Genomic DNA, 25029 nt, shown 5'->3' on the forward strand with positions numbered 1-25029 from the left:
TTATGGGGATATGCTTGAATTCAACATGACCCGTTTGGTTCGACTGCAAATACTTATGGCAATAACACTTAAGGTTGCCAGCACACAAGGAATGGCTAGAGCGATAAAATTATATTCAATTGGTAAATGCAAACTTAAAAGCCAGCCACATAAAATCGGTCCCAGAATAGCGCCAATACGCCCCACACCTAAGGCCATACCAATGCCTGTACTTCGAATTGGTGAAGGATAAAACTGCGCCATATAAGCCAGTAATAAAATTTGCCCTCCAATAGAAGCCGCACCTGCAACAGCAATGCAGAGATATAAAATCACCATAGGTAACGCATAGCTTAATAAATAAAGTGAAATTGCACCTGCTAAGAACAGTGAACAAATGACCTTGCCGAGATGAAAACGATCAGCAAAGAAACCGCCACCGATTGCGCCCAGCATTCCCCCTAAATTTAATGCCAGTAAAAATACCAAACTGGTTGATAGATCGTAGCCTGCTTCTACCATTAACTTTGGTATCCAATTACCTAGGGCATACACCATAAGTAAAGCCATAAAGACACTGAGCCAAAAAAAGATGGTAACTAGGGCACGATTTTCAGTAAACAAAGCAACCAAAGGACGAGCAGCAACTTGTTGGTTTTCCTGATGTAAAACAATATTGGTCTGGACACTTATATTTTGTTCTGGGGCCAATTGTTGAAGTAAATGTCGTACCTCATCCCATTTCTTCTGGCGAATTAGATAATCAATCGATTCGGGTAAATATTTCCAAATAATCGGTAATAGAACCAACGGAATACCTGCCAAAATAAACATGATTTGCCAACCAAAACTAGGCACCAACCACATGCCTAAAAGTGCCGAGCCCATACCCCCAATGGCGTAGCCACTAAACATCAGTGAAACTAATGTAGATCTTAACTTTTTGGGGGCATATTCTGTCATTAGGGCAATAACGTTGGGCATTACGCCGCCTAAACCTAAACCCGCAATGAAACGGTATATTGCAAACGCTTTTGGACTATCGGCAAGACCGCATAACACAGTAAAACCGCTGAAAATCATGATGCATAACATAATAAGGCGTTTACGGCTAAAGCCATAAGATTCTAATTTGTCCGCTAAACTTCCAAACAGCATTGCACCAAACATCATGCCAAATAGTGCAACACTACCTAAAAGCCCAGCAGTCATACTATCTAACTGCCAGTGCTGCATGAGCTTAGGTAATGCAACACCGTAAATGACCAGATCATACCCATCAAAAATAATAATAAGTGCACTCAGCAAAATCACTCGCCAATGCAATGGCGTTAATTTTGCTTCATCAATCAATTGATTTGCATTTAGTTTTTCCATAATTGCTTTCCTTAGCAAATTGTTTATAAAGCATCACATGATTTAAATAGTCGCCATTCCTAGCTGTTTTAATTGTTGCTGTGCCTCTGCAACATCCTGCTCTAAATCGTGTTGCCACAACCAGTCAAAACGATGTTCAAGGTGCTCGCCAATTTTTGCAAACGTTGAGTACTGAGTTGAATAGCACTCATAAATTTCGCCAGACTCACGAGAGGTTTGTTGAACACGACAAGCGCGTTTTAAACGGAGCTTTTCATAAATTGAAGACACATCGGTTAGCTGGTCTACTTGTAAGTTTTTCCCTGCCAGTAAGGCAGCAAGAACTAAAGCATCTTCAAGACCTTGCCCTGCTCCAGCACCTTGATGAGGTAACATGGCATGTGCGGCATCACCCATAAGAATCACGTGACCCGAGGCACTTTGATAACTCGAAAGCTCCTCAATTTCATGTAAGGCCCAAATGGTAGGCTCTTCAATTAAACCGAGTAATGTTTGGCAGCTTTCGCTCCAGTCTGAAAAATCGGAAAGCATTTGAGCTTTATCGACAGGTTTAGTCCACGGTGTATCGGCTGGTAATACCGTATCTTCACGGTTTGAGCAAAAGGCAACAATATTGATTTGCTCACCCTTACGAATTGGGAACGTCAAAATATGCTTATCTTTACCCAATAACATTTGTGGAATATCAGCTAGGTCTGTATCACCATCTATTTGCTGCAAAGCTTCTTTAAATGAAGCATGTGAAATGATGCCACGATATGCCCAAGTTCCTGAAAAGCGTGGATGAATAGGCGGCAAAGCATGTGTAACTAAAACATATTGGCGAGCAACAGAGCGAATACCATCAGCCCCAATCAAATAATCACATTCGTGCCGACTGCCATCATTGAAATGTAAAATGACTTGATCTTCTTGTTCTTCAATAGACTCAAGTCGTTTAGAAAAGTGGACATTTTGCGTAGGCATGTGAGGAATAATCGCATCTAGAAAGTCTGCACGATGAACAGAAGACTGCCCTACACCTGTCGCTACCGATGCAGATAAATATTCATCGGTATAACCATTGCGCCATTGAAACCAAACATCTTGAAATGGTGCAGATACCTTATCTGCAATTGCGTGATATTCGTTGGCTAAACCTAGCAGTTCAATCGCTTTGACTGCATTGGCACCAAAAGAAATCCCTGCCCCAATTTCAGAAAACTGAGGTGCGGATTCAAACATTTGGACATCTAAATGAGCGTGTTTACTTAAATTACTTGCTAAAGCTAGACCAGCAATACCGCCACCAACCACGGCAATTCGAATATGTGTATTCATGTGTTTTATCCTTAAACATCATTGTTGTTTTCACATATCCATTTTTGAGAAGTTGGCTTATAAAGTCCAATTAGTATTTTTTTCGTTCAATTATTTAAAAATTAAATAATAGGTACTTAGGCAAGCCCTTAATAAATATTAAAGGCTGCCCATGCTTATAAGATATTTTCGATACACTCTTATGGAGTTGTAGTGGATGGCGTTCCAATAGGACGTTTCATTGGAGCTTCATAAGTCGTCTCCGCAACTGGTGAAACACGCCAAATCGTATTGCCAACATCATCTGCAACTAACACAGCACCTGAAAAATCAACTGCTACACCTACAGGGCGCCCATAAGCTTTGCCTTTGTCACTTAAAAACCCTGTTAAAACATCTTGCGGTGGACCAGATGGTTGACCACTTCTAAATGGTACATAAACTACTTTATAACCACTGTGGGGTTTACGGTTCCATGAACCATGCTGACCAATGAATGCGCCACCACGATATTGTGGCATGAGTTCAGCTGCATAGAATGCAAGACCTAAAGAGGCTGTGTGATTACCTAGTGCATAGTCAGGTTTAATTGCACGTGCGACCAGTTCAGGATTTTGTGGTTTTACTCGCACATCCACATGTTGACCATAGTAGCTATAAGGCCAGCCATAAAAAGCACCGTCTTGAACTGACGTCATATAGTCAGGTACTAAATCACTGCCAATTTCATCGCGCTCATTAACAACCGTCCAAAGTTTGCCGCTTTGAGGTTGCCAAGCCATACCATTCGGATTACGCAGTCCCGTTGCAAATGGGCGTGACTGACCACTTGCAATATCAAACTCCATAATTTGTGCGCGACCTTTTTCTTTATCCATACCATTTTCAGCAACATTACTGTTAGAACCGACAGTAATGTACAGCTTACTTCCTGCTGGGTTAGCAATCACATTTTTGGTCCAGTGGTGATTTAAAGGACCGCCCGGTAAGTCCAATACTTTAGTTCCACTTGCTGTAATTTGAGTTTCGCCCTCTTGATAAGGAAAACGCACAAGTGCATCCGTATTGGCGATATATAAATTATTACCTACTAATGCCATACCAAACGGAGAATTCAAGTTTTGAAGAAATACCGTTTTCTGGTCAGCGACGCCATCTCCATTGGTGTCACGAAGTAAGCTAATACGGTTGGCACTCGGATGAGATGATCCTGCACGTTTCATCACAAAAGTCATAATTTTACCCTTAATCCCTTTACCGTCTTCTGGTTTAGGTGGGGCATCTGTTTCAGCAACCAATACATCACCATTGGGTAACACATAAAGCCAACGCGGGTGTTCAAGCCCTTTTGCAAATGCTTTTACCTTCAGACCTTCTGCTGGTGTTGGCATAACACCACTCGGCCAGCCTTCTGCTGGTGCTATATTCACAGTTGGAAATAAACTTGATTTAGGCTCAGGCAGTTTTGGTTCAGGCCCATAGCTCTCGGTAATAGGAGATTGAGAGGATGAAGCACATCCAGCTAATGTAATTAAAACCGTAGTGCCGAAAATTGGCAGTAAAAAACGTGTAAGCATGGTTTATCTCCATTTATTTTTTGTCGTCATGGAAATAGCGTAATTTATGTTTGCAATTAAACAAGCAACTTTAATGGAGTCTTTTGTTTATGGCTTGAAAAAAACGTTCTTTATCTTTTGGTGAAATCATCACTGAAGTAATTTCTCCATTCTTCATATAATAAATTTTGAGTCGATCTAATGAGAGCGCTGGAGATGAAAGTGGATTATGAGTAGGTTCTATTTGAGTAATATCATTAATATTAATTTTCCATCGGAATACCAAACTCTTAATAATTAATGTGTTATTTTCTACTACGTAATAAGTGTTAAAAATTGGAAGCCAAATGACAAAAATAATTAAACTATAAATAATGAGATGCGGAAAATTTGAAGCTAAAGAATAATTATGATTTGCTTCATAAATTTTCATAACAATGATGGCCGTAGTAACAATAAATATTAATAAAAGCCACCAATCAATTTTTGATCTAAATTTCAAAAGTTATCCTCCATTCTAAAATTTCATTTATAACGGGTCTTTGTATAATTTTTTTAATAAAATAATTGAACTAAAAATTAGCTTTAAATGTTAAAGATATAAAATCTCGATCATCTATAGTACTAAACTCATTAGAACCAAAAAAGTTATTATAGGCAATCTCAGTTGTATATTTTTTCTGATAAGTCATAGATAACGCTGTACTTACACTCATTTGCCCTTCTTGAAAGTTTTGACTATATCCATAAACATCATGTCTAAAACTAAGACTTGGAGTAATAACTGTTGAAGGTAAAATATCTTGATAGCTTAATGCGCCACGTAATCGGTAACCAAATGACCATTCATTAAAAAATCCCTTTTTATTACAAAACCGTTCATTTAAGTTGTCAATTTCTGCATTTGTAAGATGAGCTGTACCGTACGGCGTACATTTAAATGCTCCTGTCTCTGGATTATAAGCACCTGTTGAAAGCTCACTACGACCAAATGCTCCTGTCCGACCAATCCGATGATTAGCAATATCTGCGATATGATTTAAGGCAAACTCTGTAGACCATGTCATCGAATTTGCGCCCAAAATATTAAATATGCTGTCAGTTGCTCCGACCGAAAATTGTGTTACAGGTAAGCGTACATAACCTTGAATATATTGACCTAATTGAACGGTTTCCCCCGGCGGTGCAAATGGTGTGCCTTCTGATAACACTTGAGCATAGACAATATCTGTACCGTTTAATTGCAAAGGTTGATTGGGCTTGTGTGTTAATTCACTAAAAACTGTTGTTGTGCCAACTTTACCAGCCAGACTTAATCCAAACATTTTGATATTTTCAGGATAAATAGAAAAATAACTTGCGGTATTAAAGTGCTCTGGCCCCCGTGCTGTTACAGCTGTGCCATCAAAGTGTGCATTGCGGCTATGGTAGTTAGCATAGTAAATACCCAGTTCGGCATTATTGAGGTTTGATAAAGTCTGTTTTAAAGCAAGACCATATTGGCCATTGTCCTTTGCTTTTCTACTTTCTGCACGTGGAATATAGGTACGTAAACGAATTGCAGTATCAGATAACTTATCTCCACCTCCAGCAATCAGAACTGGACCTGCGTTTTCAGGCACAAAGTCTGAAATCTCAAAGAAAGTTCCGCTACCATCAACAACTGAAGGTCTAAATTTAAATTGATAGAACCCTTCTATTTTCAAATTTTTATTAATGCTTGTATCGAATGAAAACATTTCGGTTGGAATGATTCTTTCTTTTGCATCACCAGCCGGTCGGTTAATTGCAGCAAAATCAAATGCACTCACCGAATTTAAACCGTTTTGGAAAAACTGAGATTTCCCCCAATTTAAAGTCTGTTTGCCTAATTTTAAATTTATGGTTCGTCCATCGTTAAGTTCAAAATCTTTCCATATATAGGCATTCCATAAATCAATTCCTTTGAACTTTGCGAGCCTTGGCCACGCTGAATCATTAAAGGGTTTAAAGTCTCCTTCTCCTGTCTCATAGGCATGGTCATACCAGTATTTAGTGCTAATGACTGCACCTTGTTGTTTTTCATTTAGCTTAACTTCTGTTATGCCTCTAATGATCTGTGAAATGGCATCATATTTACTAAAATTCATGCGCCCATCATCACCATTCACATCAATGCTTGAGCCTTGTTTACCAATTTTGTTTGCATCAGGCCGATAAAGTAATGAAACGGATGGATCTTGTGTACTCCAACTGGCACCTAAGCTTAATGTCGTTTTTGTATCGAACTTCCAGTCTTTATCAATATCAAAACTAGCTGCATTCGCTTTAGACATAAATAAAATCAGACTTAATGAAATGCCTATTTTTTGAATATATAAAATATGTTGGTTTGTTTGATTTAAATATACGTAATGCCTCATCATATTATCTCCCTATAAATATGATTTTTCTTATTTATTGCTTATTACTCAAAGCCATCCATTGGCTTTTAAATGGTTTATATAAGCAGATGTTTTTTCGTACTAGGCGGGTTGTTCCACCTGATCTAACTGTTGAATAAATTGCTCAGCTAAAGGCCAATAACCAAAGCCTGATGCAGGGTTTAAATGTCCCACCGCACCTAAATTTACGAGTTGGCTACCCCATTTTTCAGCCATTTCACTTACAGCTTCATAGCGAGCTAAATGGTCATTGGTGCTTGCAACCAAAATGCTGGGGAAAGGTAACTTTTGCTGAGGTAAAGGACTCCATCCTTCTTGATGGAGTACAGTTGGGCTCGGATAATTTTCAGGCCAACTTTCGTTTAAGTCAGGTGGAGCAACAAGTAGAGCACCTTGAATTGATCTTTGATGTTTGGCAGCCCAGTGTATAGTCATCAGAACACCCGCACTGTGGGTAACTAAAATGACAGGACCTTGTATTTGTTCGAGTTGTGCTTGTATGGCAGCAACTCTATTTTCACAATTGAGTTGATTGGTTTGTACAGGTGGTACAGAACGAACCTTCGCTAGTCTTGTTTCTAAAATCGTTTGCCAATGCTCGGGAACATGATCGCGTAACCCCGGAATAATTAAAATTGTTGCTTTGGTTTGTATTTTTTCCATTTCAACGCCTGTGAATTTTGCCATCTAGGAGGCTTAAGAATTTTTATAAAACTCCATTCACAATAAAGGCTCATTTCAGTTAATGGTGTACATAAGACGTCACGGACTTTTCATTTGACGACACATCCTTTTAAAATTTCGTAAATTAATTAAAATAGTTTTTGTAATTACAAATGAGCCAAAAGAATAGCTTTAAAATTAAATAGACATCACGATGAGGCGCTTAAATAAAAGCTTTTGTAATGTGAATATTTTAGTTATAACTAGATATAGGCTGTAAGGAATATGGCTGATTAAGAACAAGGAGATAATAAAATGGTACCTCTTGCGCATACGGCCTCTTTAAAAAATTATTTGGCAGTTGCTCAACAATTAGATCTAAACCCCTACCATTTATTATCACGTGTTGGGCTTAGTCAAGCTCAATTGAATGATCTTAAACAACGCATTCCTGTAGATAAGGCAATTACTTTGCTTGAAGACTCAGCCCAAATGAGTAGCTGTGATGTTTTCGGTTTACATATGGCAGAGCAACGCGAAATTGCAGATTTTGGTGAAATTAGCCTTTTGTTAAATTATCAGCACACTTTACGAGATGCCTTACAAACGATTGTTCGTTATAGGAATTTACTCAATAACTCACTTGAGATTTATATAGAAGAAATTGACGATACGGTGGTTATTCGAGAAGAAGTTGTGACCACAACTTGCGGATATAGTCGCCAAGCCACTGAACTTGCTTTAGGAATTACCCATCGTTTTTGTGCAGCGTTACTGATGCAAAAGTGGCGACCATTAAGTGTTCACTTTACCCATAACCCACCGAATGATCTAAGCATACACCGAAGGATTTTTGGCTGTGCCTTAGAATTTGGCAGTGACTTTAATGGCATTGTTTGTACCGCAGCCGAACTTGATACAACAAATCCTCAAGCAAATCTGGCTATGGCCAACCATGCGCAGCGTTATTTAGATATTTTACAGAATAGTAATGAATCAACCATGATTTTTGATATTCGTAAAAGTATTTATCTTCTTTTACCAATGGGTCGCGCTACGATTGATCAAGTCGCTCAAACACATGGTATTCATGTCCGGACCTTACAGCGTCGCTTAGAAGAAGCACAGACGAGTTTTAGTGATTTAATCAATGAAGTACGTAAAGACCTCGTATTTCGCTATTTAAAAAATCTAAATTATTCACTCGCTCAAGTGTCTGATATTTTAGGTTACTCAATGCCAAGTTCTTTTACTCGTTGGTTCATTAGTCAATTTGGGATGTCACCAAACATGTGGCGTAGCCATAACAAATCGCTACTGAATTAAGCACAGGTGTATTTAGAGTAAAGAAGATGAATTGATTCAAACACAGCTTTAAATAAAAGAAGAAGTTTTGTGAATAACCCAAAACCTCCTCAAAAGATTTAAAATTAAGTTAAAACCAAAAGTGCATTAATGCTAAGACTAATACCACTAAAAATATGCTTTCACCGACCATGAGAAGAATTGGTTTAATCCCGACAGATGCCAATTCTTTCAACTGAGTTTTCATACCCAAAGCACTAATTGCGATGACTAAAAACCAGCGTGATAAATCGTTTATTCCATTTTGAATCATTACTGGTACCCATCCTGTACTGTTAATACAAGCGAGTATTAAAAAGCCAACTGCAAACCAAGGTAGTAATGGTGGACGCTCCCCCATTGTATCTGTACCTTGCATGCGGGTAATCATTGCTGCACAAACAATCACTGGAAGTAACATTGCTACACGCATCAGTTTAACTACAGTCGCAGTATCACCTGTTTCGGTAGACATGCTATAACCAGCTCCTACCACTTGCGCCACATCGTGAATCGTAGCACCAAGAAACACGCCAGCAGCTTGTGGCGATAACTCTAACCACTTCGCAATCATTGGATAGACGATCATTGCTAATGTTGAAAGTGCAGAGACCCCAATGACAGTAAACAAGGTCGCTTTTTCTTTTTGGGGATGATTTGGAAAAGCAGCCGATAGCGCCAATGCAGCTGAAGCACCACAGATTGCCGTTGATCCACCAGTGAGCATGCCAAATAGTTTTTGGAAACCTAAAATTTTAGCGGCAATGACAGAAACGGCAATTGTGACAATAACCAGAGTTATGACTAAGGCTACAGGCTGCCACCCTAGTGCAGTGATTTGTCCTAAAGTTATACGCATGCCGAGTAAGGCAATACCCATTCGAAGCACAGTACGTGCGGTGAATTCAATACCTGCCTTACATTTACTTTCGGCTGCTAAAAAATTTAGACTGATACCTAGCAGTAAGGCAAATAACATGACTGGGGCACCATAGTGCTCAGATAAAAAACAGGCAGCCGCAGCAACGACCGAACTGACCACAAAACCCGGTACTAATTCTCGTGTGCGCTGGGTAAAATTTTTCAAAACTAAGCTAGCCATGATTTTCCCCAGAGCTCATCACAATAAATATCTTTTCCTTAACAATTTCTATGGGATATGTTGCAACTTTGAGCTGAGAAGAATTAACTAAACAGCCATTTGTTAAATCAAAGCGTAGACCATGGGCACAACACTGAATTACTCGTCCTTCTAGACGTCCACTAAATAGTGATGCTCCCTGATGAGGACAACTGTCATCGATTGCATAAAATTGAGTCTCAATATTAAATAGCGCGAGAGTTTTATCTCCAATTTTCAAAAAAGCCCGTCCACCTACATTCGGTATTTTTTCCAGGGGCACTTCAAATCGAGTAGTCACATTAATTCTCCCTGAACAACAAGTGCCTCATGCATCACTTGATAAAGTGCATCTGCTGATTGCGCTCCAACTAAGGCAGCAGCCCGATCAAAAATAAAGTAAGGCACACCATTACCTCCTGTACTTGCAGAGATAAAATCTTGATGATCTTGAATCAGTAAATTTTTGATTAGCTCAGGTGGGAAGCCACAACGTTTTGCAATTTTGTATAAAGTGGTGGTATTTCCGATGTCTAAGCCATCATAAAAATATGCGGCAAATAGTTGTTCTAACAACGCATTGCACTGCTCAGGAGTGCCTATCTTTAAAGCTTTATCAAATAAGCGATGAGCTTTAGCCGTGTTTGGCATGCGCTTAATTTGTTCAAAATCGATCTTGAGTCCAACTTTATTTGCGGCTTTATTAACTTGTTCCTGTCTCATGCGAACTGCTGTCAAGCTACCTAATCTTTTCAAATAGAATGTTTGAAAAGGCACTCCTTCAACTGCTAAGTCCGGTATGAGCTGAACACCTCGCCAATGCACGACAACTTTGACGCTAGGGTGAAGCTGATAAAATCTATTTATAGCGATCAGTAGTTGACGTTTTCCGATCAAACACCAAGGACAAATAAAGTCAAAAAATACATCAATGTGTAATTGCCGAATTATCATTTATTATTCATCCCGCATTTTTGTATTTGGTTATCTGAATGATTTTTCAGTTCAGTCATTCCTTGCTGCTCAAAGCGTGCAATATCTTTGTGATAATGACGTTTGGCATAAAAAAATACGGCAGCGGCTGCAATACTGACCAATGGCATCAGTTGAAATGCACTGTGTAAACCAATCACATCAGATATTCTGCCGACCACCAAAGGACCAAGAGCTAAGCCAAGAAAATTGTTAGCCAAGGTGAGCGTTGCAAACGCAGAGCCATGAACTGAGTTATGTGTGAGATTGGCCACCATGGCACTGGATGGACCATTGGTTCCTAAGGCAATAAACATTCCAAGGCAAATTAGAAGTAACTGGCTGCGTCCCGCAGGAACAGCAAAAGCAATTAATAAAAGCACACAACTAACCAAGCAGTATGTAATGGCTAAACTGACCTTACGATCAGGACAATTACGGCCCAAATAATCACATAAGATGCCGCATAGAATTGTGCCTACAGCGCTACACAGCACAATAACTGCCGCCATTACACCAGCCTTGTCGGTACTCATGCCGTAATAGCGATTGAGATAACTCGGCATCCAGACAATCACCGTGCCGCCAACAAACAATTGCAACCCACTACCAATGTAAGTGGCAATGACTGAACGACTTGAATATAAAGTTTTTAAAGGACTTTGAATGTGCTTGGTTTTGCTACGATTCTTATTTTGATGTGAAGAAGCTATTCTTTTTTCTTTGACTAGAACTGGATATAGAAAAGCTAAAATGAGGCCAAATAAAGCAATGGCGCCAAAAGCCCAACGCCAGCCAAAGTGCTGTGCCAGAACACCACCTAGAGCCATACCCAAAAATGAACCGAATACACCGCCAGCCATAAAAGCACTTGCGAGTGTTGCACGCATTTCCCTTGGAAAAACAGCTACAACCACAGCAATACCAACACTGCCATAGGCCGCCTCACCTACACCAACCATAAAACGAGCAATAAACATTTGCTCATAGTTTTCAGCAAGTGCACACCCTAAAGTCGCCAAACTCCATAATGCCGCCATAATGGCTAAGCTTTTAACTCGTCCAAAACGGTCTGCTAATAAAGATAACGGCAGAGTCAATAAACCTACCATTAAGGCGACAATACCACTGAGCAAACCTAGCTGGCTGTCACTGAGTAACCATTCCGTTTTGAGCAATGGAAAGACAGCGTTTAATACTTGGCGTGACATGTAATCGGAAATGAGCAAGCCAAATGTCAAAGCAAAAACAAGCCATGCATAACGACGAGGTATACTGATTGACGTATCAACATCGCTCATCTGATCTGAATACTGATGCGCATTCATAAGACCTCCTTGTATTTTTTATAATTTCTATTTAGCTAGTGCAGCAGCGCACTTTTAAAATCAAAGCGAATAAGCTGCACTACAATTGAGGTCTAAACTCCGTTAGACCTTGTCACATTAGTTACGTTGAGGAATGCCTTTTTGCCCTGCTTTACGGTTGGGTGACATACCATTTGCGATTAGGGTTTCTTCAATACTATTGTATTGCACCCCAATACGATAAATTTCACGGGCTTCTTTTCCTGAGGCAATTTCACGGCCTAATTCATGGGCAATTCGAACAGTTTGCTTAATTTGCTCTACAGATGAAAAACGGCGTCCGTGATGATCAATGATCGTGTCTTCGTTACCCACACGGGCATGTAAACCCATTGCCATCGACATGGTGTTAAAAGGCAATACATTTTTGAGCAGAGATTCGGATGTCAAAGTACATCCATCAGGTACGCGATGAATAAAATTAAAGAAATTAAATGGGTTTGGACCATCAAAACCACCACCAATTCCAATCCAAGTTAAGTTTAACGGCCCCATATACAACCCTTTACGCACCATACGTTCTAGGGTTTCAAGTCCGTGCATTCCTGTTAATTGAAAGTGCGGCTGAATATTATTTTTACATAAGCGCTTAATATGTTCAGCAACCCATGCAGGCCCTGCTGGCACAGTCATCTCCGCATATGCCGCCTGAGTCGCTGGATGTGCCAATGAAGTCCCTTCTAAATATTCAGGATAGAGCAATTCCATAATATTCATTTGTGTGGTGTTAATTGCCACCGTGACCTGATCGGGCTTTGGTGTAAGTTCAGCCAACATATGTCGGGTGTCATCACTTAGCCATAGTGCCGCCTCACCCTCACTCTCTGGTGCAAATGAAATCGAACCGCCCACCTGAATAATCATGTCAGGTACAGCTTCACGAACACCTGCGATGAGTTCATTAAATTTTGAGAGACGTTTAGAGCCTTTGCCATCAAGCTCACGGACATGTAAATGCAGTACTGTAGCACCCGCTTCATAACACTCGACCGCTTTTTGTATTTGCTCATCCATGGTCACAGGAATATCTTCGGGAAAGTCTTCAGGCATCCATTCCGGTCCATACGGCGCAACCGTGATTACCACTTTTTCCATATTTTCTGGGTGCAATGAGTCGTCAAAGAATTGCATATGCATCTCCTCATATATTTTTAGAATTTTCAATCAGATAGGAATTTTTAATCTGTAGATTTAATAGGTTGCGTCACCAATAATGCCGGCCCGCTCCATTTTTCGATGACATGGCGGATAGTCCATCACGGCATAGTGTTGTGTACTACGGTTATCCCAGATGGCAATGCTATTAGGCTTCCAACGCCAGCGCACTTGAAACTCTGGAATATAGGCTTGAGAAATTAAGTAACGTAAAAGTTCGGCTGAGCCAGGATTAGCATCTTGCCCGAATCTGACTCTCTCTTTGGTGTGATAGTTGCTGAAATGGGTTGTAAATGCGTTGACGTATAAAATTTTCTCGCCCGTTTCAGGATGAGTACGTACCACTGGGTGCTCAGCATCAGGGAATTTTGCTTTTAAGTCCAAACGTTTTTCAAGCGGCATGGCAGCACCAAAACTTGCTTCTATGCTGTGGTAAGCACGTAAGTCTGCAATCTTATCCTTAATATCTTCAGGTAAAGATTCATAGGCCATGACCATATTGGTCCACATCGTATCACCACCCACAGGTGGGCATTCGACACAATGTAGTACACACCCCATTGGTGGAACCTTGCGCCAGCTTGCATCACTGTGCCAAGCATTTTCATAACGATCGATTGGACTTTCTGGATGTTTATAAATCTGTACTAAACCCGGATGGTCAGGGTGACTTCCGACCGCTGGATGATCTTCTAACTGTCCAAATTTTTCTGCAAATGCGACATGATCCTGACGAGTTAAATGCTGATCTCGCAAGAACAAAACACGATGTTTAAGTAGTTGAGTGCGAATTTCAGAAAATAAACCATCGTCGTAAATTGCATCAGCAAGTTTTACACCACTTAACTCTGCACCTATATTGCAAGTTAACTGTTCAATTTGCATAAGAAATCCCTTCAAATTACAAAAATTGATGAACCTATTGTTTTGCGTGCTTCTAAATCACGATGAGCTTGCACGGCATCCTTTAGCTCATAACGCTGATTAATTTCAATTTTGATTCGTCCGTGTCGAACATGATCAAATAATTCATTGGCCAGTTCTTTCTTCTCGGCAGGATCTGCAATGTAATCGGCTAAAGCTGGACGTGTCACAAATAGCGAACCTTTGACTGCAAGTAATACCGGATCAAAAGCAGGGATTGGACCCGAAGCAGTTCCTACGCAGACCAACAAACCACGGCGTTTAAGGGAGTCTAATGAACTCATAAAAGTGGCTTGGCCAACGCTATCGAAAACGACATTTACACCAACGCCACCTGTTAACTCACGTACACGTTCAGCAACATTTTCATGGCTATAGTTAATGACATGATCACAACCATGAGCTCTTGCTACGGCAGCTTTTTCTTCTGAAGATGTGGTACCGATAACAGTCAAGCCAAGTAATTTGGCCCACTGAGAAACAATCAGGCCAACACCACCTGCGGCTGCATGTAATAAAATTGAATCGCCAGCTTTAAAATCATAAATGCGGCGCATCAGATAAGCAGCGGTCAGCCCTCGCATAGTCATGGCTGCCGCTGTTTCACAAGAAATTTCTTCGGGTAATTTAATTAAAGCATTGGCTGGAATTAGACGGTGGGTACTATATGCACCTAACGTATTTAAAAACCCTGTATAGGTGACGCGATCACCTACTTTGAGCTGAGTCACTCCTTCGCCTAAAGCTTCGATAACACCTGAAGCTTCGACGCCCATGCCATTAGGCATTGGAATTTGATAGGTTCCATTACGAAAATATGTATCGGCATAATTTAGGCCGACTGCCACATGACGTAGGCGTACTTCTCCAGCTTTTGGATCTCCTACTTCTACATCTTCATAGCGCATTACTTCAGGTGTTCCTGTTCCATAGAAACGTATAGCTTTCGTCAACGTCATGTCCTATCCCATATTTTGGTTTTTTATTAAGTGCCTATAAAAGCAATAACTAAAACTACAATAAGAAGGATATGGGCCACTTTACATTTGACGACACAGGCTTAACGATTAATGACAAAGGATATTCGAAATATTGCTAAAGAATATTCGCAGCAGTCATGCGTAGATTAGCGCTTTTAGAGTTTGTATTTTCGTTTAAGCTAAAACTCACCGCCTCTTTTGCATGAATGGTCGTAGTATCAAATAAAGGAACCGAGAATTTAAGCTCACCAATCAACATACAAATTTCAGTACAACCCAAGATAATTCCTTCTGCACCTTCAGCTATGAGCGCCTCTACAATAGCTTCGTATTTTTGCCTTGAATCTGGGTTAATCACACCTAAACAAAGTTCTTCATAAATAATACGATGTACTATCTTTCGGTCGGCTTCATTTGGAATAACCACGTCAATTCCATGATCCTGTAATCGAGCTTTATAAAAATCTTGCTCCATGGTGAAAGCTGTCCCTAAGAGTGCGACTTTACCAATGTCTTGACTCACAATTTCTTTTGCTGTCGCATCGGCAATGTGTATAAAAGGAACCGTAATAGCATTCTCAATCTGCGGTGCAATTTTATGCATGGTGTTGGTACACACTAAAATACACTCTGCCCCTGCTTTCTCTAAATTTAGTGCTTGCTCAGCTAAATATGCACCCGCTTCTTGCCATAAACCTTTCGCTTGCAAGGCTGCGATTTCTTCAAAATCAACACTATTAATAATCACTTTAGCAGAATGCAATTTTCCTAATTTACCGTGAACCATTTTATTAATTTGTTGATAATAAAGCGCTGTGGATTCCCAACTCATTCCACCTAATAAACCAATTGTTTTCATTATTTAAACTTCCTATTTATTCAAATGTAATCTATATCTCTTATGAGTAAAGCGCAGCTAGAATAAAATTGCTTTCTTTTAATTTCTATCTTATAAACCACATAAAATATGTTCTTAAACTTTATAGTCGATTAAAAAATAACATGGATATTGATATATTTAATGATAATTACGAATACATGGGTATTGTTAATAAAAAATTAGCGCATCAATTGGGACTATGGCATAGGGTTTTTACTTGCCTTGTATACAACCCATCAACTCAATATGTTTATTTTCAGCTAAAAAATTCTGATAACTATACTTTCGACAGAAAAAGTTTTCTTGATATCTCTGTGGGCGGCCACTATGAGGCAGGTGAAACCATTGAAGATGGCATAAGAGAATGCCAAGAAGAATTAGGAATTGATGTGAGATTTAATCAATTAATTTCTATTGGAATTCGACAAACGGCTTGCCATATAGCAGAAAATTACATTGCAAATGAATTTCAACATATCTTTTTATTGCCTTTAAATATTGATTTATCCGAGCTCAAGCCGAAAGATAATGAGATCGTAGGATTTGTAGAAGCTCCAATAAATGATTGTATTGATTTACTTCAACAAAAAATAAATTCTATTCAAATAAAAGAGAGTATGAGAGTTAAAGAAAACTTATGGGAAATAAGTACCGATGTTATTACGTTAGAGAGTTTTCCTCCAAATTATCTAGCTCTTGATAAGATAATGGAAAGATTGCTCATCGCGGCTATGAGACAGATTTCTGGTGAAAACATAAACTATATTTATTGGTGAAATAATGCTGAATTAATAAAGGAAGTTGCCTCTTGCTTATACATTTCATAGGTCCGGGTGGAGCTGGAAAAACAAGTCTTGCTAAACAATTTGCTATAGATTTCGGTGCTATTTATTATGATTTAGATGAGCACTTTATGCTTAAAATAGGAGATATTTCTCAATTTATAGCCAAATATAGTTATAAAGAATATGCTATTAAAAACATTGAGTTATATAGAAGTCTAATAACAACTATAAACCCTGATCTTATAAACGTAATTGTATGTTCATCAGGATTTATGACTTACCCTAATGAACTTATGGATAATTATGAGGAGATAAAGACCCAGATTGAAGAAAGTTCTTTGACCTTTTTACTTTTACCTTCTTTCGAGCTTGAAATTTGCGTGAAGGAAATTGTAAGAAGACAACTACAAAGAGAGTATTTAAATTGCTCTTCAGGGAATGAAGAAAAGAAAATTAGAAACAGATTTCCTTTATATATAAACTTAAAATGCCAAAGGATTTTAACAAATGAAGAACCTTCAAAGATAGCATTTGAGCTATACAAAAAAATCTTTATAGATAAAAATACTTTTCAAACCATTTAATAAGAACACTATGTTAGAGACAGATCGCTTAATTTTAAAACCATTTCTCGATAAAGACTTACCCATCATGATCGAGATGTTTCAAAACAAAGATTTTATGGCCTTTTCGCCTTACAGTGCCTTGTCTACTGAAGCTGCAACTCGTCGATTTTTAGAAATTTTAGAACATTATAAAAATCATAATTTTGGCAAAATGGCTATCGTCTTAAGAGATACCCATAAAATTATTGGTTATTGTGGTTTTGAAACTTGTGAGGTGGATGGCAAGACAGAAACTGAGCTAGGTTTTAGACTTATTAAAAGTGAACGAAATAAAGGCTATATTGTTGAAGCTTCACTTAAATTACTAGAAGACATGAAAAATCGAAACTTTAAGCATGTGATCGCTTTTTCAGAAAAAGATAATTTACCTGCCCACAACCTATTAAATAAGCTTGGTTTTGAAAAAACAAATTCATCTAGTTACATGAATATGGATGTTATCTTTTTCAGGAAAGAACTGTAAATTTTTAAAGCATTATTTCAAAGATATTTTGAGAGAGATGGTATCTAACCCTTTCTAAAAAACAGCCTCTAAACGTCAATCTAAAAACATAAGAATTCACGCAAACTTCACGACCAGCTCTTTAATTTAATCTTATAAAGTTGGCTCGGATATAGACATGAAAATTATAACCACAGCCCTAGGGCTGATTACCTTGGTAGGTTTAACAGCGTGTAAAAGTGTGCCTAGCTACTCAGGTGACTACGGCAAAGCCGAACAAAAAATTACTGGAATAACATTAAATGACCAACAGGCGTTAGATATCGGCAATCGTTTTGTTGCCGCCTTTAATACGCTTGGCACCCCTTCTTTTGTAAGCAATGCTGGCAATCTCTACGCTGATCAGCTCTATATCAACGATACACTCTCGCAGTTCTCTCAAAAAAAAGATCTGATCAAACATTTTGAAGGCATGAATGCCCGAGTAAGTAATGTCACTGTAAAACTGATTAGTGCAACTCACCATCAAGATACCGCCTATATCCATTGGTACATGACCTATGACTTTAAAATGCTAGGCCGCTCAAAAACTATGGCTTCTTATGGAATGAGTCAAATTAAGATTAATGATCAGCAAAAAATTATTTTCCAGCAAGATTATTGGGATCCGGCGAATGGCCTCTACCGTTCTTTACCAATCTTTGGAGGAGTCTATAAATGGATATTACCATTCAAAAAAGTCGAGTCTTAATATTTCTTGGAATCTTAATCATATCTCAAGCTAACGCGGCTGAACTGAAAAAATGTAGTTCAGCACCTTTGATGGTAACCAGTAAGAAAGTGGGAAATGTCAGTTACTTTGCTGAAGATTGCTTAAAAAATTGGCAGAGTCAAAGCATCAAAATGGACTTTAGCTATAACCGCGATATTCCCGAGTGGGCTTTTAAACGTGCAGCAACCCATTATTTGAAAAAGAATATTAGTGGATTTGATGCAAAATCTCCGCTTAATCATATTAATGAACTTTATAGACCCATCAAAAATGGAGACTTATATAGTTTGTATTACCAGCACGAAAATCAAAAACTAGAACTCAAATTAAACCAGAAGCTACTCGGTTCTTTAAACAATCCGAATGCAAATCAATATTTTAAAATCTGGTTTGGTAGCGAACCATTTAATGCTAAATTAAAACAACAATTATTAAATTAATGGCTTAATAAAATCTTATGGGTAATCATTTTATCCTCATGGTTGAGGACCATTTTGAACTTGCAGCAACCGTCTGCGAATTTCTTGAAGTGCATGGTTATATCATCGATCATGCGCGTAATTTAGATGCTGCACGGACTTTTCTCAAATCGCAGCATTATCATCTTTTGCTGCTCGATATAAACTTACCCGACGGCTCAGGTTATGACCTATGCAACTGGCTGCGCACCCAACAAGGTGTTGATATTCCAGTCCTTATGCTGACAGCAAGAGATACTTTAGATGACAAACTTAAAGGTTTTACCGCTGGAACAGATGATTATTTAGTAAAACCCTTTGATTTTAACGAACTAGTGATGCGGATTCGTGCATTAATTAAAAGAGCAGCTGGCGAAGTTACTCACCATAAAATTCAGATTCATGACTTAATTCTTGATAGCGCAACCCAAACAGTTATTCGTGCCGGAAATAATATCGAATTGCCGCCTATTCAATTTAAATTATTAAAAATTTTGATGCGTCAGTCGCCAAAAGTGGTGACCAAACAAGAACTGATGATGGAGTTATGGGGCGATGAAGAACCAGAAAGTGATGCGTTACGTAGTCACATCTATAATTTAAGAAAAATGGTTGATAAACCTTTTGACCCTAAGCTATTACATACAGTGGCAGGCGTCGGTTTAAAAATTGCTTTAGAAAGTTCTGCAAGTTAGCTCAAATAGACCACAACAATTAAACCTGTTGCCTGTTCTAAGTCCAACTCAGGATGAGTAGCTAAATAGTACTGTCGATCAAACAACTCCACTCGCCATCCTAGTTGTTTGCAAAGCTTTTGCACCAATTGCAAACCAATTCCGTGGCCTTTAACTTTTAAAGAAAGTTGGGAGTCACTGAGCTCTTGTACTTTCACATCATTAGGTAGAGAAATTCCAATTCCATTATCCGCAATAATCAGGCTGTTTTTTTGTTGAATAATGTCGATTTGTGAGCCTTGAGAATAGTTCAATGCATTACGTAAAATATTGCTTAAAACCATTTTAGTCATAGAGGGATATAACCAGCGCGGCTGTTCAGAAAGGTCGAGTTGAATATGAATATGTATTCCCTTACTCTCACTCACTGCTTGTAAACTTTCGACTAAATCCTTCACAATTCTAGATAAAAAATTCTTCTCAGACGGTAAGCTTTTTACTGTATTACGTGCAATCGCCAGTAAGGTATCAACTAATAACTGCATATCCTCAATCGTATTATGAAGACGAACTAAGGCTTTATCATCTCCATATCTCGCCTGACAAAGTTGCACATTACCTTTCAAAATGGTTAGCGGAGTACGCAGCTCATGGCTCACATCTCCCGTAAATTCTCTTTCGCGTCGAATAAAATCACTTAAAACTTGATGATATTTTTCCAAGGCTTGCTTGAGATATTCTGCTTCCATGTTGCCATTGGTATTAATATCTCTAAAAGGAGATGCTTGAGTGTCTTGATGTGCCCAATCGATATTTTCTAAAGCATTTGCCAAGCGTGTAATTGGGGAAAAATAGCGTCTGGCTTTTCGATTTGACCACCATAAAAAGCTATATAGCACAGACAAACTAAACATGAGCGGAGCCAGCCCAAATAGCCAGATCAGCTTATTGACATTGCTCTCGCCAAATACCAACAGAACATGTTGACCATTATGCTCACCATAGACTGTCATTCGCTCTTTACCATCAACGAATACTCGGTGCACCCCACTTTCTAAACGCATACCCCGAAATGGTTGAGGTGCAACCTCTGTATTCCAACGATATCCATATAAATTTTTCGTATCCGGTAAATCTGCATTTGGGTCACGTTCTATGCGTAACCAGTAATGCTCCATTTCCTGCTCTAAAGCGGTTTTAAGTAAAGAGCCTTTAATGACCCATGCACTACAAGCCAACCCGACTACGATCGATAATGCAATCAGACCAATCTGCAACCAATAATATCGATTGAACATTTTGGCTAATGGATGACTAGATTTGCCATCATGTCGAGTTCTTATCATATCTTTATCGCCGGGATAGGCTGTAGAAATTACAATGCTCTCTTTTTAAATAAAAAGTGACCAATGACCCATTCTTGACCTTGTTCAAAACCGAATAGTTCAGCACAAGCCATGAAGAAAATACGCCAGCGTTGCCACCAAATATTGGCATCTTTTCCATAGATTTTTTTAAACAGAGGCTTCAATTCAACTTCTTGATTATCCATATTATCAAGCCAAGCATTTGCGGTTCTCATATAGTGCTCGCCCGACCACTGCCACTGTTGAGCCAACTCTAAATGCTCTTGAAAATGCAAAAAAGTTGACGTCGCAGGCATTAAACCGCCAGTAAAGAAATACTTGGACATCCAATCATAATCTGATTTTACTTCAAAAGGATAATGTAAAAAGCGATGGCAAAAAATATGACACCAAAGTAGCCCATCTGCCTTCAACCATCCCTGAATTTTCTCAAAAAGACGTTGATAGTTACGAACGTGTTCAAACATTTCAACCGATACAACCCGATCAAATTGATCTTGGTCTAATTCCAGCACATTCACATCACATGTAAGCACTTCAATATTGTTCAAACCCTTCAACTTTGCTTGTCCAAGAATATGCTTTTTCTGGGTTGCAGAGTTTGAAACAGCAGTAATCTGTGAGCGCGGATAGTTTTCTGCCATCCATAATGTTAGAGAACCCCATCCACAGCCTAGCTCTAAAATATGTTGGCCGTTTTTGAGTTGTGCACGTTCACAATAAAGCTGAAGTGCCAGCTCCTCTGCCTGATCTAAAGTTGTTGTTTTAGTCGGAAAATAGCAAGCACTGTATTTGAGTCTTTTTCCAAGCACTGCCTGAAAAAACTCAGTCGGCAATTCATAGTGCTGCTCATTTGCCTTGTCCGTTTCAACGGCGATTTCGCTCTTCTTCAGCATATTAAGCACATCCATATAGCGCTGTGCTCCTTGTTCAGGGTCATAACGCCCTTCTTGAATTAAGCGCTTTTTGCTTAAAGCACGGATTGCTGCCCGAATTGCATGATCTGGAATCACACCACTTTCAACAATTTTTAAAGACTGATGAACAATAAAATCCATATGCGCACCTATTTTTTGGGTTTTCGCGGAATAAACATTGATGTTTTTTGTTGATAATCAAGATAATTTTGGCCGCGGCTTTTAATTGCTTGTTTTTCACTAAATGGAATACCCGTGACGTAGTATAAAAATAGCCACATCAGTAACGGATAAATCCACAATAAATATTGGCCCGCAGCTAAACCAATGATTGGATAGGCAAACCAGTGTAACCATTCAAAAAAATAATTTGGGTGACGTGAATAACGCCATAAACCCTGATCCATCGTTTTGCCATGATGTTCCGGATTTAATTTAAATCGGTATAACTGCTGATCAGCGAGCTGCTCTCCAATAAAGGCAATCACCATGATGACAGCAGCAATCACTAAGGTAATTTTATATCCACTACTCCATTCAATTGCTTCTACATTGAGTAGCGTCCACATCGGAAAAAAGAACAAAAGCACCAAAAGGGTTTGAAAAATAAAAAATAATAAAAAGCCAAAGTGCTGGAACTTACCCATGGCTTGACGCATGTTCGCGTAACGACCATCTTCTTTTTGTTCGGATTGATAACGTCTTAACAGGTGCCAAAATAGTCTTAAAAACCATAAGCCGCTAAAAATACCGACAAAAAGTCGCACTTCAACTGGAGCAACTGAAATAAGTAAAGAAGACACAATAATGTTTACTGCCAGACAGAAACTCCATGCAGCATCTACAATTCCAGCTCGACCATTTGCTGTAGCAAGTAGCCAGCTCAGCAACATGATCATTAAATCTAGAATCAGTAAATTCCAAAACATGAGCAGTCTCCTTGCTTGATGTGTTTGAGTTAGTAACTGGTACTTTCAAACAACAAGTGAACATTGCTTATCACGCCTTCTTTAAAACCACCCTCGCAATAACATAAATAGAAATCCCACATGCGAATGAAGTTTTCATCGAACCCCAGAGCCAATACTTCCTCTCGTGCGATTAAAAACCGTGCTCGCCAGTGATGAATTGTTTTTGCATAACTTAAACCGATGTCATTTAAATGCTTTAGCCTTAAACCACTTTCAGAGGCGGTTTGAGTCAATACACTCACACTAGGAATAAAGCTACCAGGGAAAATATAACGCTTAATATAATCGACTGTATTTAATGCTTTTTTATAACGGAAATCTTCAATGGTAATGGCTTGAATAAATGCCAAACCTTTCGGTTTTAACAGCGCTTTACACTGATCAAAATATGTTGATAAATATTGTGCACCTACGGCCTCAACCATTTCAATTGAAACCAACTTATCGAACTTTCCTTCGAGCAAGCGGTAGTCTTTTAATTGCACATCAATTCTATGTGCCAACCCAGCTTCACTTACACGAATAACGGCTTCATCGTATTGAGCTTGTGAAATGGTAATGGTGGTCACTCTACAGCCGTAATGTTGGGCTGCATAAATTGCAAAACCACCCCACCCACTTCCAATTTCAACCAAATGATCCATCGGTTTTAAATCTAACTTTTTACAGATAAGCTCTTTTTTAAAATCAGATGCATCTTCAAGTGACATGTTTTCACTTTCAAAAACGGCGCTCGAATACATTAACGACGGGTCTAAAAATAATTTAAAAAAGTCATTACTTAAGTCATAGTGCTCAGCAATATTTTTACGGCTCCCGCTTATAGAATTTTTTCTATTTTTATACCAACCCTTCAGAAAAAACTGGCTCGCCTGTGCAATAACATTCTGGTTAAACTGGTCTAATACATCTCGATTACGTGCCAATATCTGAACCAACTCTACAAGTTGTTCGCTGCTCCAATCACCACGGATATAGCCTTCAGCTGCTCCTAAAACACCATTTTTTAAAATGAGATCCATCAGCAAAGGATTGCGAACTTCAATCACAGCATGTAAGTCTGAAACCTCACCAACCGTACCACTCCACGCGCCCTGAAAAGTGATCTGTCCATGACGTAGTTTGAGAAGACTCTTGAGCAGTAACGGTAGTGAGTCATCTTCACCATAAAGAAATGTTTTTATCATGTCTTATCTACCTTGATCTTTTTAGGATGACGATAAAATGGAACTTTTTTTCGCCACAACTTAAATGCCTCTAAATATATTGAAAACACCATTTTAAAAGGGGCTAGGCTGTTCATCAGAGCATATCGATACTGCTGTGAAGGAAATGTGATGGGCACAAGTTCAAACCGCATAGTGGCATCAAACACTTGTTTTTGTTCTTCAAAGAGCTGCATGTGAATGACATTTTGCTGGTCTGAAAAACTAAATCGCCAACGGTAAGTCAACTGCATGGGCATAAACGGCGAGACGTGAAATGATTTTTCAAAGTTAAAATCAAAGCTTTCATAACCACCTACATGGCTGTGTTGATTCATACAGTCGTGTATGTAAACTTTTCGTTCATTCCAAGGGGTATTGGTGATTTCACTAAGAATAAATAGCGGTTTTCCGGCTTTATTTAAAACAAAATAAAAGACCACAGAGTTAAACCGAAAACCCAAACAACGAGGTAAAGCCAATACTCTGATTTGCCAGTCTGGTCTAATATGTAAGTTGTTATTTTGCAGTATCGCTTTTTCTACTTTTTCCTTTATAGACCCGTGATACATATTTAAAAAATCATTTTTGGATAGTTCTAAGACATTCCAATGATTGGTTGACCAAAGTGAGCAATCTTTTGCAATCTCATTTAATTGATCTGGATCGAACCATAAGTAATTTAAGGTCGATGTGAATTGATGCTGTTTGGGGCTATAGCGTCGGTGACGAATAAGTGTAGGAGCTATAGCAAGTTTATTTAATAACATTTG

26 protein-coding genes are annotated in these 25029 nt (G+C 38.8%); 7 read left to right on the forward strand and 19 right to left on the reverse strand.

Annotated elements, in window-relative coordinates; genetic code table 11:
- The 6 genes from ACPF64_RS16240 to ACPF64_RS16265 form a co-directional block, all read right to left on the reverse strand.
- Window positions 1–1356 carry an MFS transporter gene (locus ACPF64_RS16240; protein ID WP_426454526.1) on the reverse strand — a complete coding sequence of 452 codons (1356 nt, stop codon included), beginning with the start codon at window positions 1354–1356 and terminating at the stop codon, window positions 1–3.
- 42 nt (window positions 1357–1398) lie between these two features.
- Window positions 1399–2676, reverse strand: a complete 1278-nt coding sequence (gene salA / locus ACPF64_RS16245; RefSeq protein WP_426454528.1) for a salicylate 1-monooxygenase — start codon at window positions 2674–2676, stop codon at window positions 1399–1401.
- Window positions 2677–2855: 179 nt separating this feature from the next.
- Window positions 2856–4232: a PQQ-dependent sugar dehydrogenase gene (locus ACPF64_RS16250; RefSeq protein WP_426454530.1), complete on the reverse strand. Its 1377-nt coding sequence runs from the start codon at window positions 4230–4232 to the stop codon at window positions 2856–2858.
- A gap of 70 nt (window positions 4233–4302) precedes the next feature.
- Window positions 4303–4713 carry a PH domain-containing protein gene (locus tag ACPF64_RS16255; RefSeq protein ID WP_426454532.1) on the reverse strand — a complete coding sequence of 137 codons (411 nt, stop codon included), beginning with the start codon at window positions 4711–4713 and terminating at the stop codon, window positions 4303–4305.
- 70 nt (window positions 4714–4783) lie between these two features.
- A complete protein-coding gene (locus tag ACPF64_RS16260; RefSeq protein ID WP_426456162.1) occupies window positions 4784–6613 on the reverse strand; it encodes a DUF1302 domain-containing protein in 1830 nt (609 codons plus the stop codon).
- A gap of 102 nt (window positions 6614–6715) precedes the next feature.
- Complete coding sequence (locus ACPF64_RS16265; protein WP_426454534.1) at window positions 6716–7321, reverse strand: RBBP9/YdeN family alpha/beta hydrolase; 606 nt, start codon at window positions 7319–7321, stop codon at window positions 6716–6718.
- A 291-nt stretch (window positions 7322–7612) separates the two neighbouring features.
- Between ACPF64_RS16265 and ACPF64_RS16270 the strand changes: the two genes are divergently transcribed.
- Window positions 7613–8623 carry an AraC family transcriptional regulator gene (locus tag ACPF64_RS16270; protein ID WP_426454537.1) on the forward strand — a complete coding sequence of 337 codons (1011 nt, stop codon included), beginning with the start codon at window positions 7613–7615 and terminating at the stop codon, window positions 8621–8623.
- A gap of 109 nt (window positions 8624–8732) precedes the next feature.
- Here the strand turns inward: ACPF64_RS16270 and ACPF64_RS16275 are convergent, their stop codons facing one another.
- The 8 genes from ACPF64_RS16275 to ACPF64_RS16310 form a co-directional block, all read right to left on the reverse strand.
- Complete coding sequence (locus ACPF64_RS16275) at window positions 8733–9743, reverse strand: YeiH family protein (protein WP_426454539.1); 1011 nt, start codon at window positions 9741–9743, stop codon at window positions 8733–8735.
- Window positions 9736–10044, reverse strand: coding sequence for a Rieske (2Fe-2S) protein (locus ACPF64_RS16280; RefSeq protein WP_426456163.1), 309 nt, complete (start codon window positions 10042–10044; stop codon window positions 9736–9738). Before ACPF64_RS16280 ends, ACPF64_RS16275 begins: the two co-directional genes overlap by 8 nt.
- Before the next feature lie 14 nt (window positions 10045–10058).
- Window positions 10059–10715, reverse strand: coding sequence for a DsbA family oxidoreductase (locus tag ACPF64_RS16285; protein ID WP_426454541.1), 657 nt, complete (start codon window positions 10713–10715; stop codon window positions 10059–10061).
- Window positions 10712–12061, reverse strand: coding sequence for an MFS transporter (locus ACPF64_RS16290; RefSeq protein ID WP_426454543.1), 1350 nt, complete (start codon window positions 12059–12061; stop codon window positions 10712–10714). Before ACPF64_RS16290 ends, ACPF64_RS16285 begins: the two co-directional genes overlap by 4 nt.
- A gap of 117 nt (window positions 12062–12178) precedes the next feature.
- Window positions 12179–13231, reverse strand: a complete 1053-nt coding sequence (locus tag ACPF64_RS16295; RefSeq protein WP_426454545.1) for a 3-keto-5-aminohexanoate cleavage protein — start codon at window positions 13229–13231, stop codon at window positions 12179–12181.
- Between the two features lie 60 nt (window positions 13232–13291).
- Window positions 13292–14140, reverse strand: a complete 849-nt coding sequence (locus ACPF64_RS16300; RefSeq protein ID WP_004643366.1) for a TauD/TfdA dioxygenase family protein — start codon at window positions 14138–14140, stop codon at window positions 13292–13294.
- A gap of 11 nt (window positions 14141–14151) precedes the next feature.
- The gene (locus ACPF64_RS16305) at window positions 14152–15138 is read right to left on the reverse strand and encodes a quinone oxidoreductase family protein (RefSeq protein ID WP_126645863.1); all 987 of its coding nucleotides are present in this window, start codon (window positions 15136–15138) and stop codon (window positions 14152–14154) included.
- Window positions 15139–15274: 136 nt separating this feature from the next.
- The gene (locus tag ACPF64_RS16310; protein ID WP_426454549.1) at window positions 15275–16018 is read right to left on the reverse strand and encodes an aspartate/glutamate racemase family protein; all 744 of its coding nucleotides are present in this window, start codon (window positions 16016–16018) and stop codon (window positions 15275–15277) included.
- A gap of 143 nt (window positions 16019–16161) precedes the next feature.
- On the opposite strand from ACPF64_RS16310, the gene ACPF64_RS16315 reads away from it, so the two are divergent.
- The 6 genes from ACPF64_RS16315 to ACPF64_RS16340 all read left to right on the forward strand — a co-directional run bounded on the left by ACPF64_RS16315 (window position 16162) and on the right by ACPF64_RS16340 (window position 19817).
- Window positions 16162–16815, forward strand: a complete 654-nt coding sequence (locus ACPF64_RS16315; RefSeq protein ID WP_426454551.1) for an NUDIX hydrolase — start codon at window positions 16162–16164, stop codon at window positions 16813–16815.
- 32 nt (window positions 16816–16847) lie between these two features.
- Complete coding sequence (locus ACPF64_RS16320) at window positions 16848–17408, forward strand: shikimate kinase (protein ID WP_426454553.1); 561 nt, start codon at window positions 16848–16850, stop codon at window positions 17406–17408.
- Between the two features lie 10 nt (window positions 17409–17418).
- A complete protein-coding gene (locus tag ACPF64_RS16325; RefSeq protein ID WP_209733978.1) occupies window positions 17419–17913 on the forward strand; it encodes a GNAT family N-acetyltransferase in 495 nt (164 codons plus the stop codon).
- 157 nt (window positions 17914–18070) lie between these two features.
- Window positions 18071–18643: a nuclear transport factor 2 family protein gene (locus ACPF64_RS16330; protein ID WP_426454556.1), complete on the forward strand. Its 573-nt coding sequence runs from the start codon at window positions 18071–18073 to the stop codon at window positions 18641–18643.
- Window positions 18610–19104 carry a chalcone isomerase family protein gene (locus ACPF64_RS16335; RefSeq protein ID WP_426454557.1) on the forward strand — a complete coding sequence of 165 codons (495 nt, stop codon included), beginning with the start codon at window positions 18610–18612 and terminating at the stop codon, window positions 19102–19104. Before ACPF64_RS16330 ends, ACPF64_RS16335 begins: the two co-directional genes overlap by 34 nt.
- Window positions 19105–19121: 17 nt before the next feature.
- Window positions 19122–19817 (forward strand): response regulator transcription factor, encoded by a 696-nt coding sequence (locus ACPF64_RS16340; RefSeq protein ID WP_426454560.1) that lies wholly within the window; start codon window positions 19122–19124, stop codon window positions 19815–19817.
- On the opposite strand, the gene ACPF64_RS16345 is transcribed toward ACPF64_RS16340, so the two are convergent.
- Genes ACPF64_RS16345 through ACPF64_RS16365 form a run of 5 tightly spaced genes read right to left on the reverse strand, consistent with a single transcriptional unit; the run spans window position 19814 to window position 25026 of the window.
- A complete protein-coding gene (locus tag ACPF64_RS16345; RefSeq protein ID WP_426454562.1) occupies window positions 19814–21142 on the reverse strand; it encodes a sensor histidine kinase in 1329 nt (442 codons plus the stop codon). The genes ACPF64_RS16340 and ACPF64_RS16345 overlap by 4 nt on opposite strands.
- 29 nt (window positions 21143–21171) lie before the next feature.
- Window positions 21172–22221: an SAM-dependent methyltransferase gene (locus tag ACPF64_RS16350; protein ID WP_426454564.1), complete on the reverse strand. Its 1050-nt coding sequence runs from the start codon at window positions 22219–22221 to the stop codon at window positions 21172–21174.
- An 8-nt stretch (window positions 22222–22229) separates the two neighbouring features.
- Window positions 22230–23009 carry a DUF1295 domain-containing protein gene (locus ACPF64_RS16355; protein WP_426454566.1) on the reverse strand — a complete coding sequence of 260 codons (780 nt, stop codon included), beginning with the start codon at window positions 23007–23009 and terminating at the stop codon, window positions 22230–22232.
- Window positions 23010–23038: 29 nt separating this feature from the next.
- Window positions 23039–24238: a class I SAM-dependent methyltransferase gene (locus tag ACPF64_RS16360; RefSeq protein ID WP_426454568.1), complete on the reverse strand. Its 1200-nt coding sequence runs from the start codon at window positions 24236–24238 to the stop codon at window positions 23039–23041.
- Window positions 24235–25026 (reverse strand): DUF1365 domain-containing protein, encoded by a 792-nt coding sequence (locus ACPF64_RS16365; RefSeq protein ID WP_426454570.1) that lies wholly within the window; start codon window positions 25024–25026, stop codon window positions 24235–24237. The genes ACPF64_RS16360 and ACPF64_RS16365 overlap by 4 nt, the downstream gene beginning before the upstream one ends.
- Window positions 25027–25029: the final 3 nt, after the last annotated feature.

The organism is Acinetobacter sp. KB005, assembly GCF_049949095.1.
Lineage (GTDB): Bacteria > Pseudomonadota > Gammaproteobacteria > Pseudomonadales > Moraxellaceae > Acinetobacter > Acinetobacter calcoaceticus.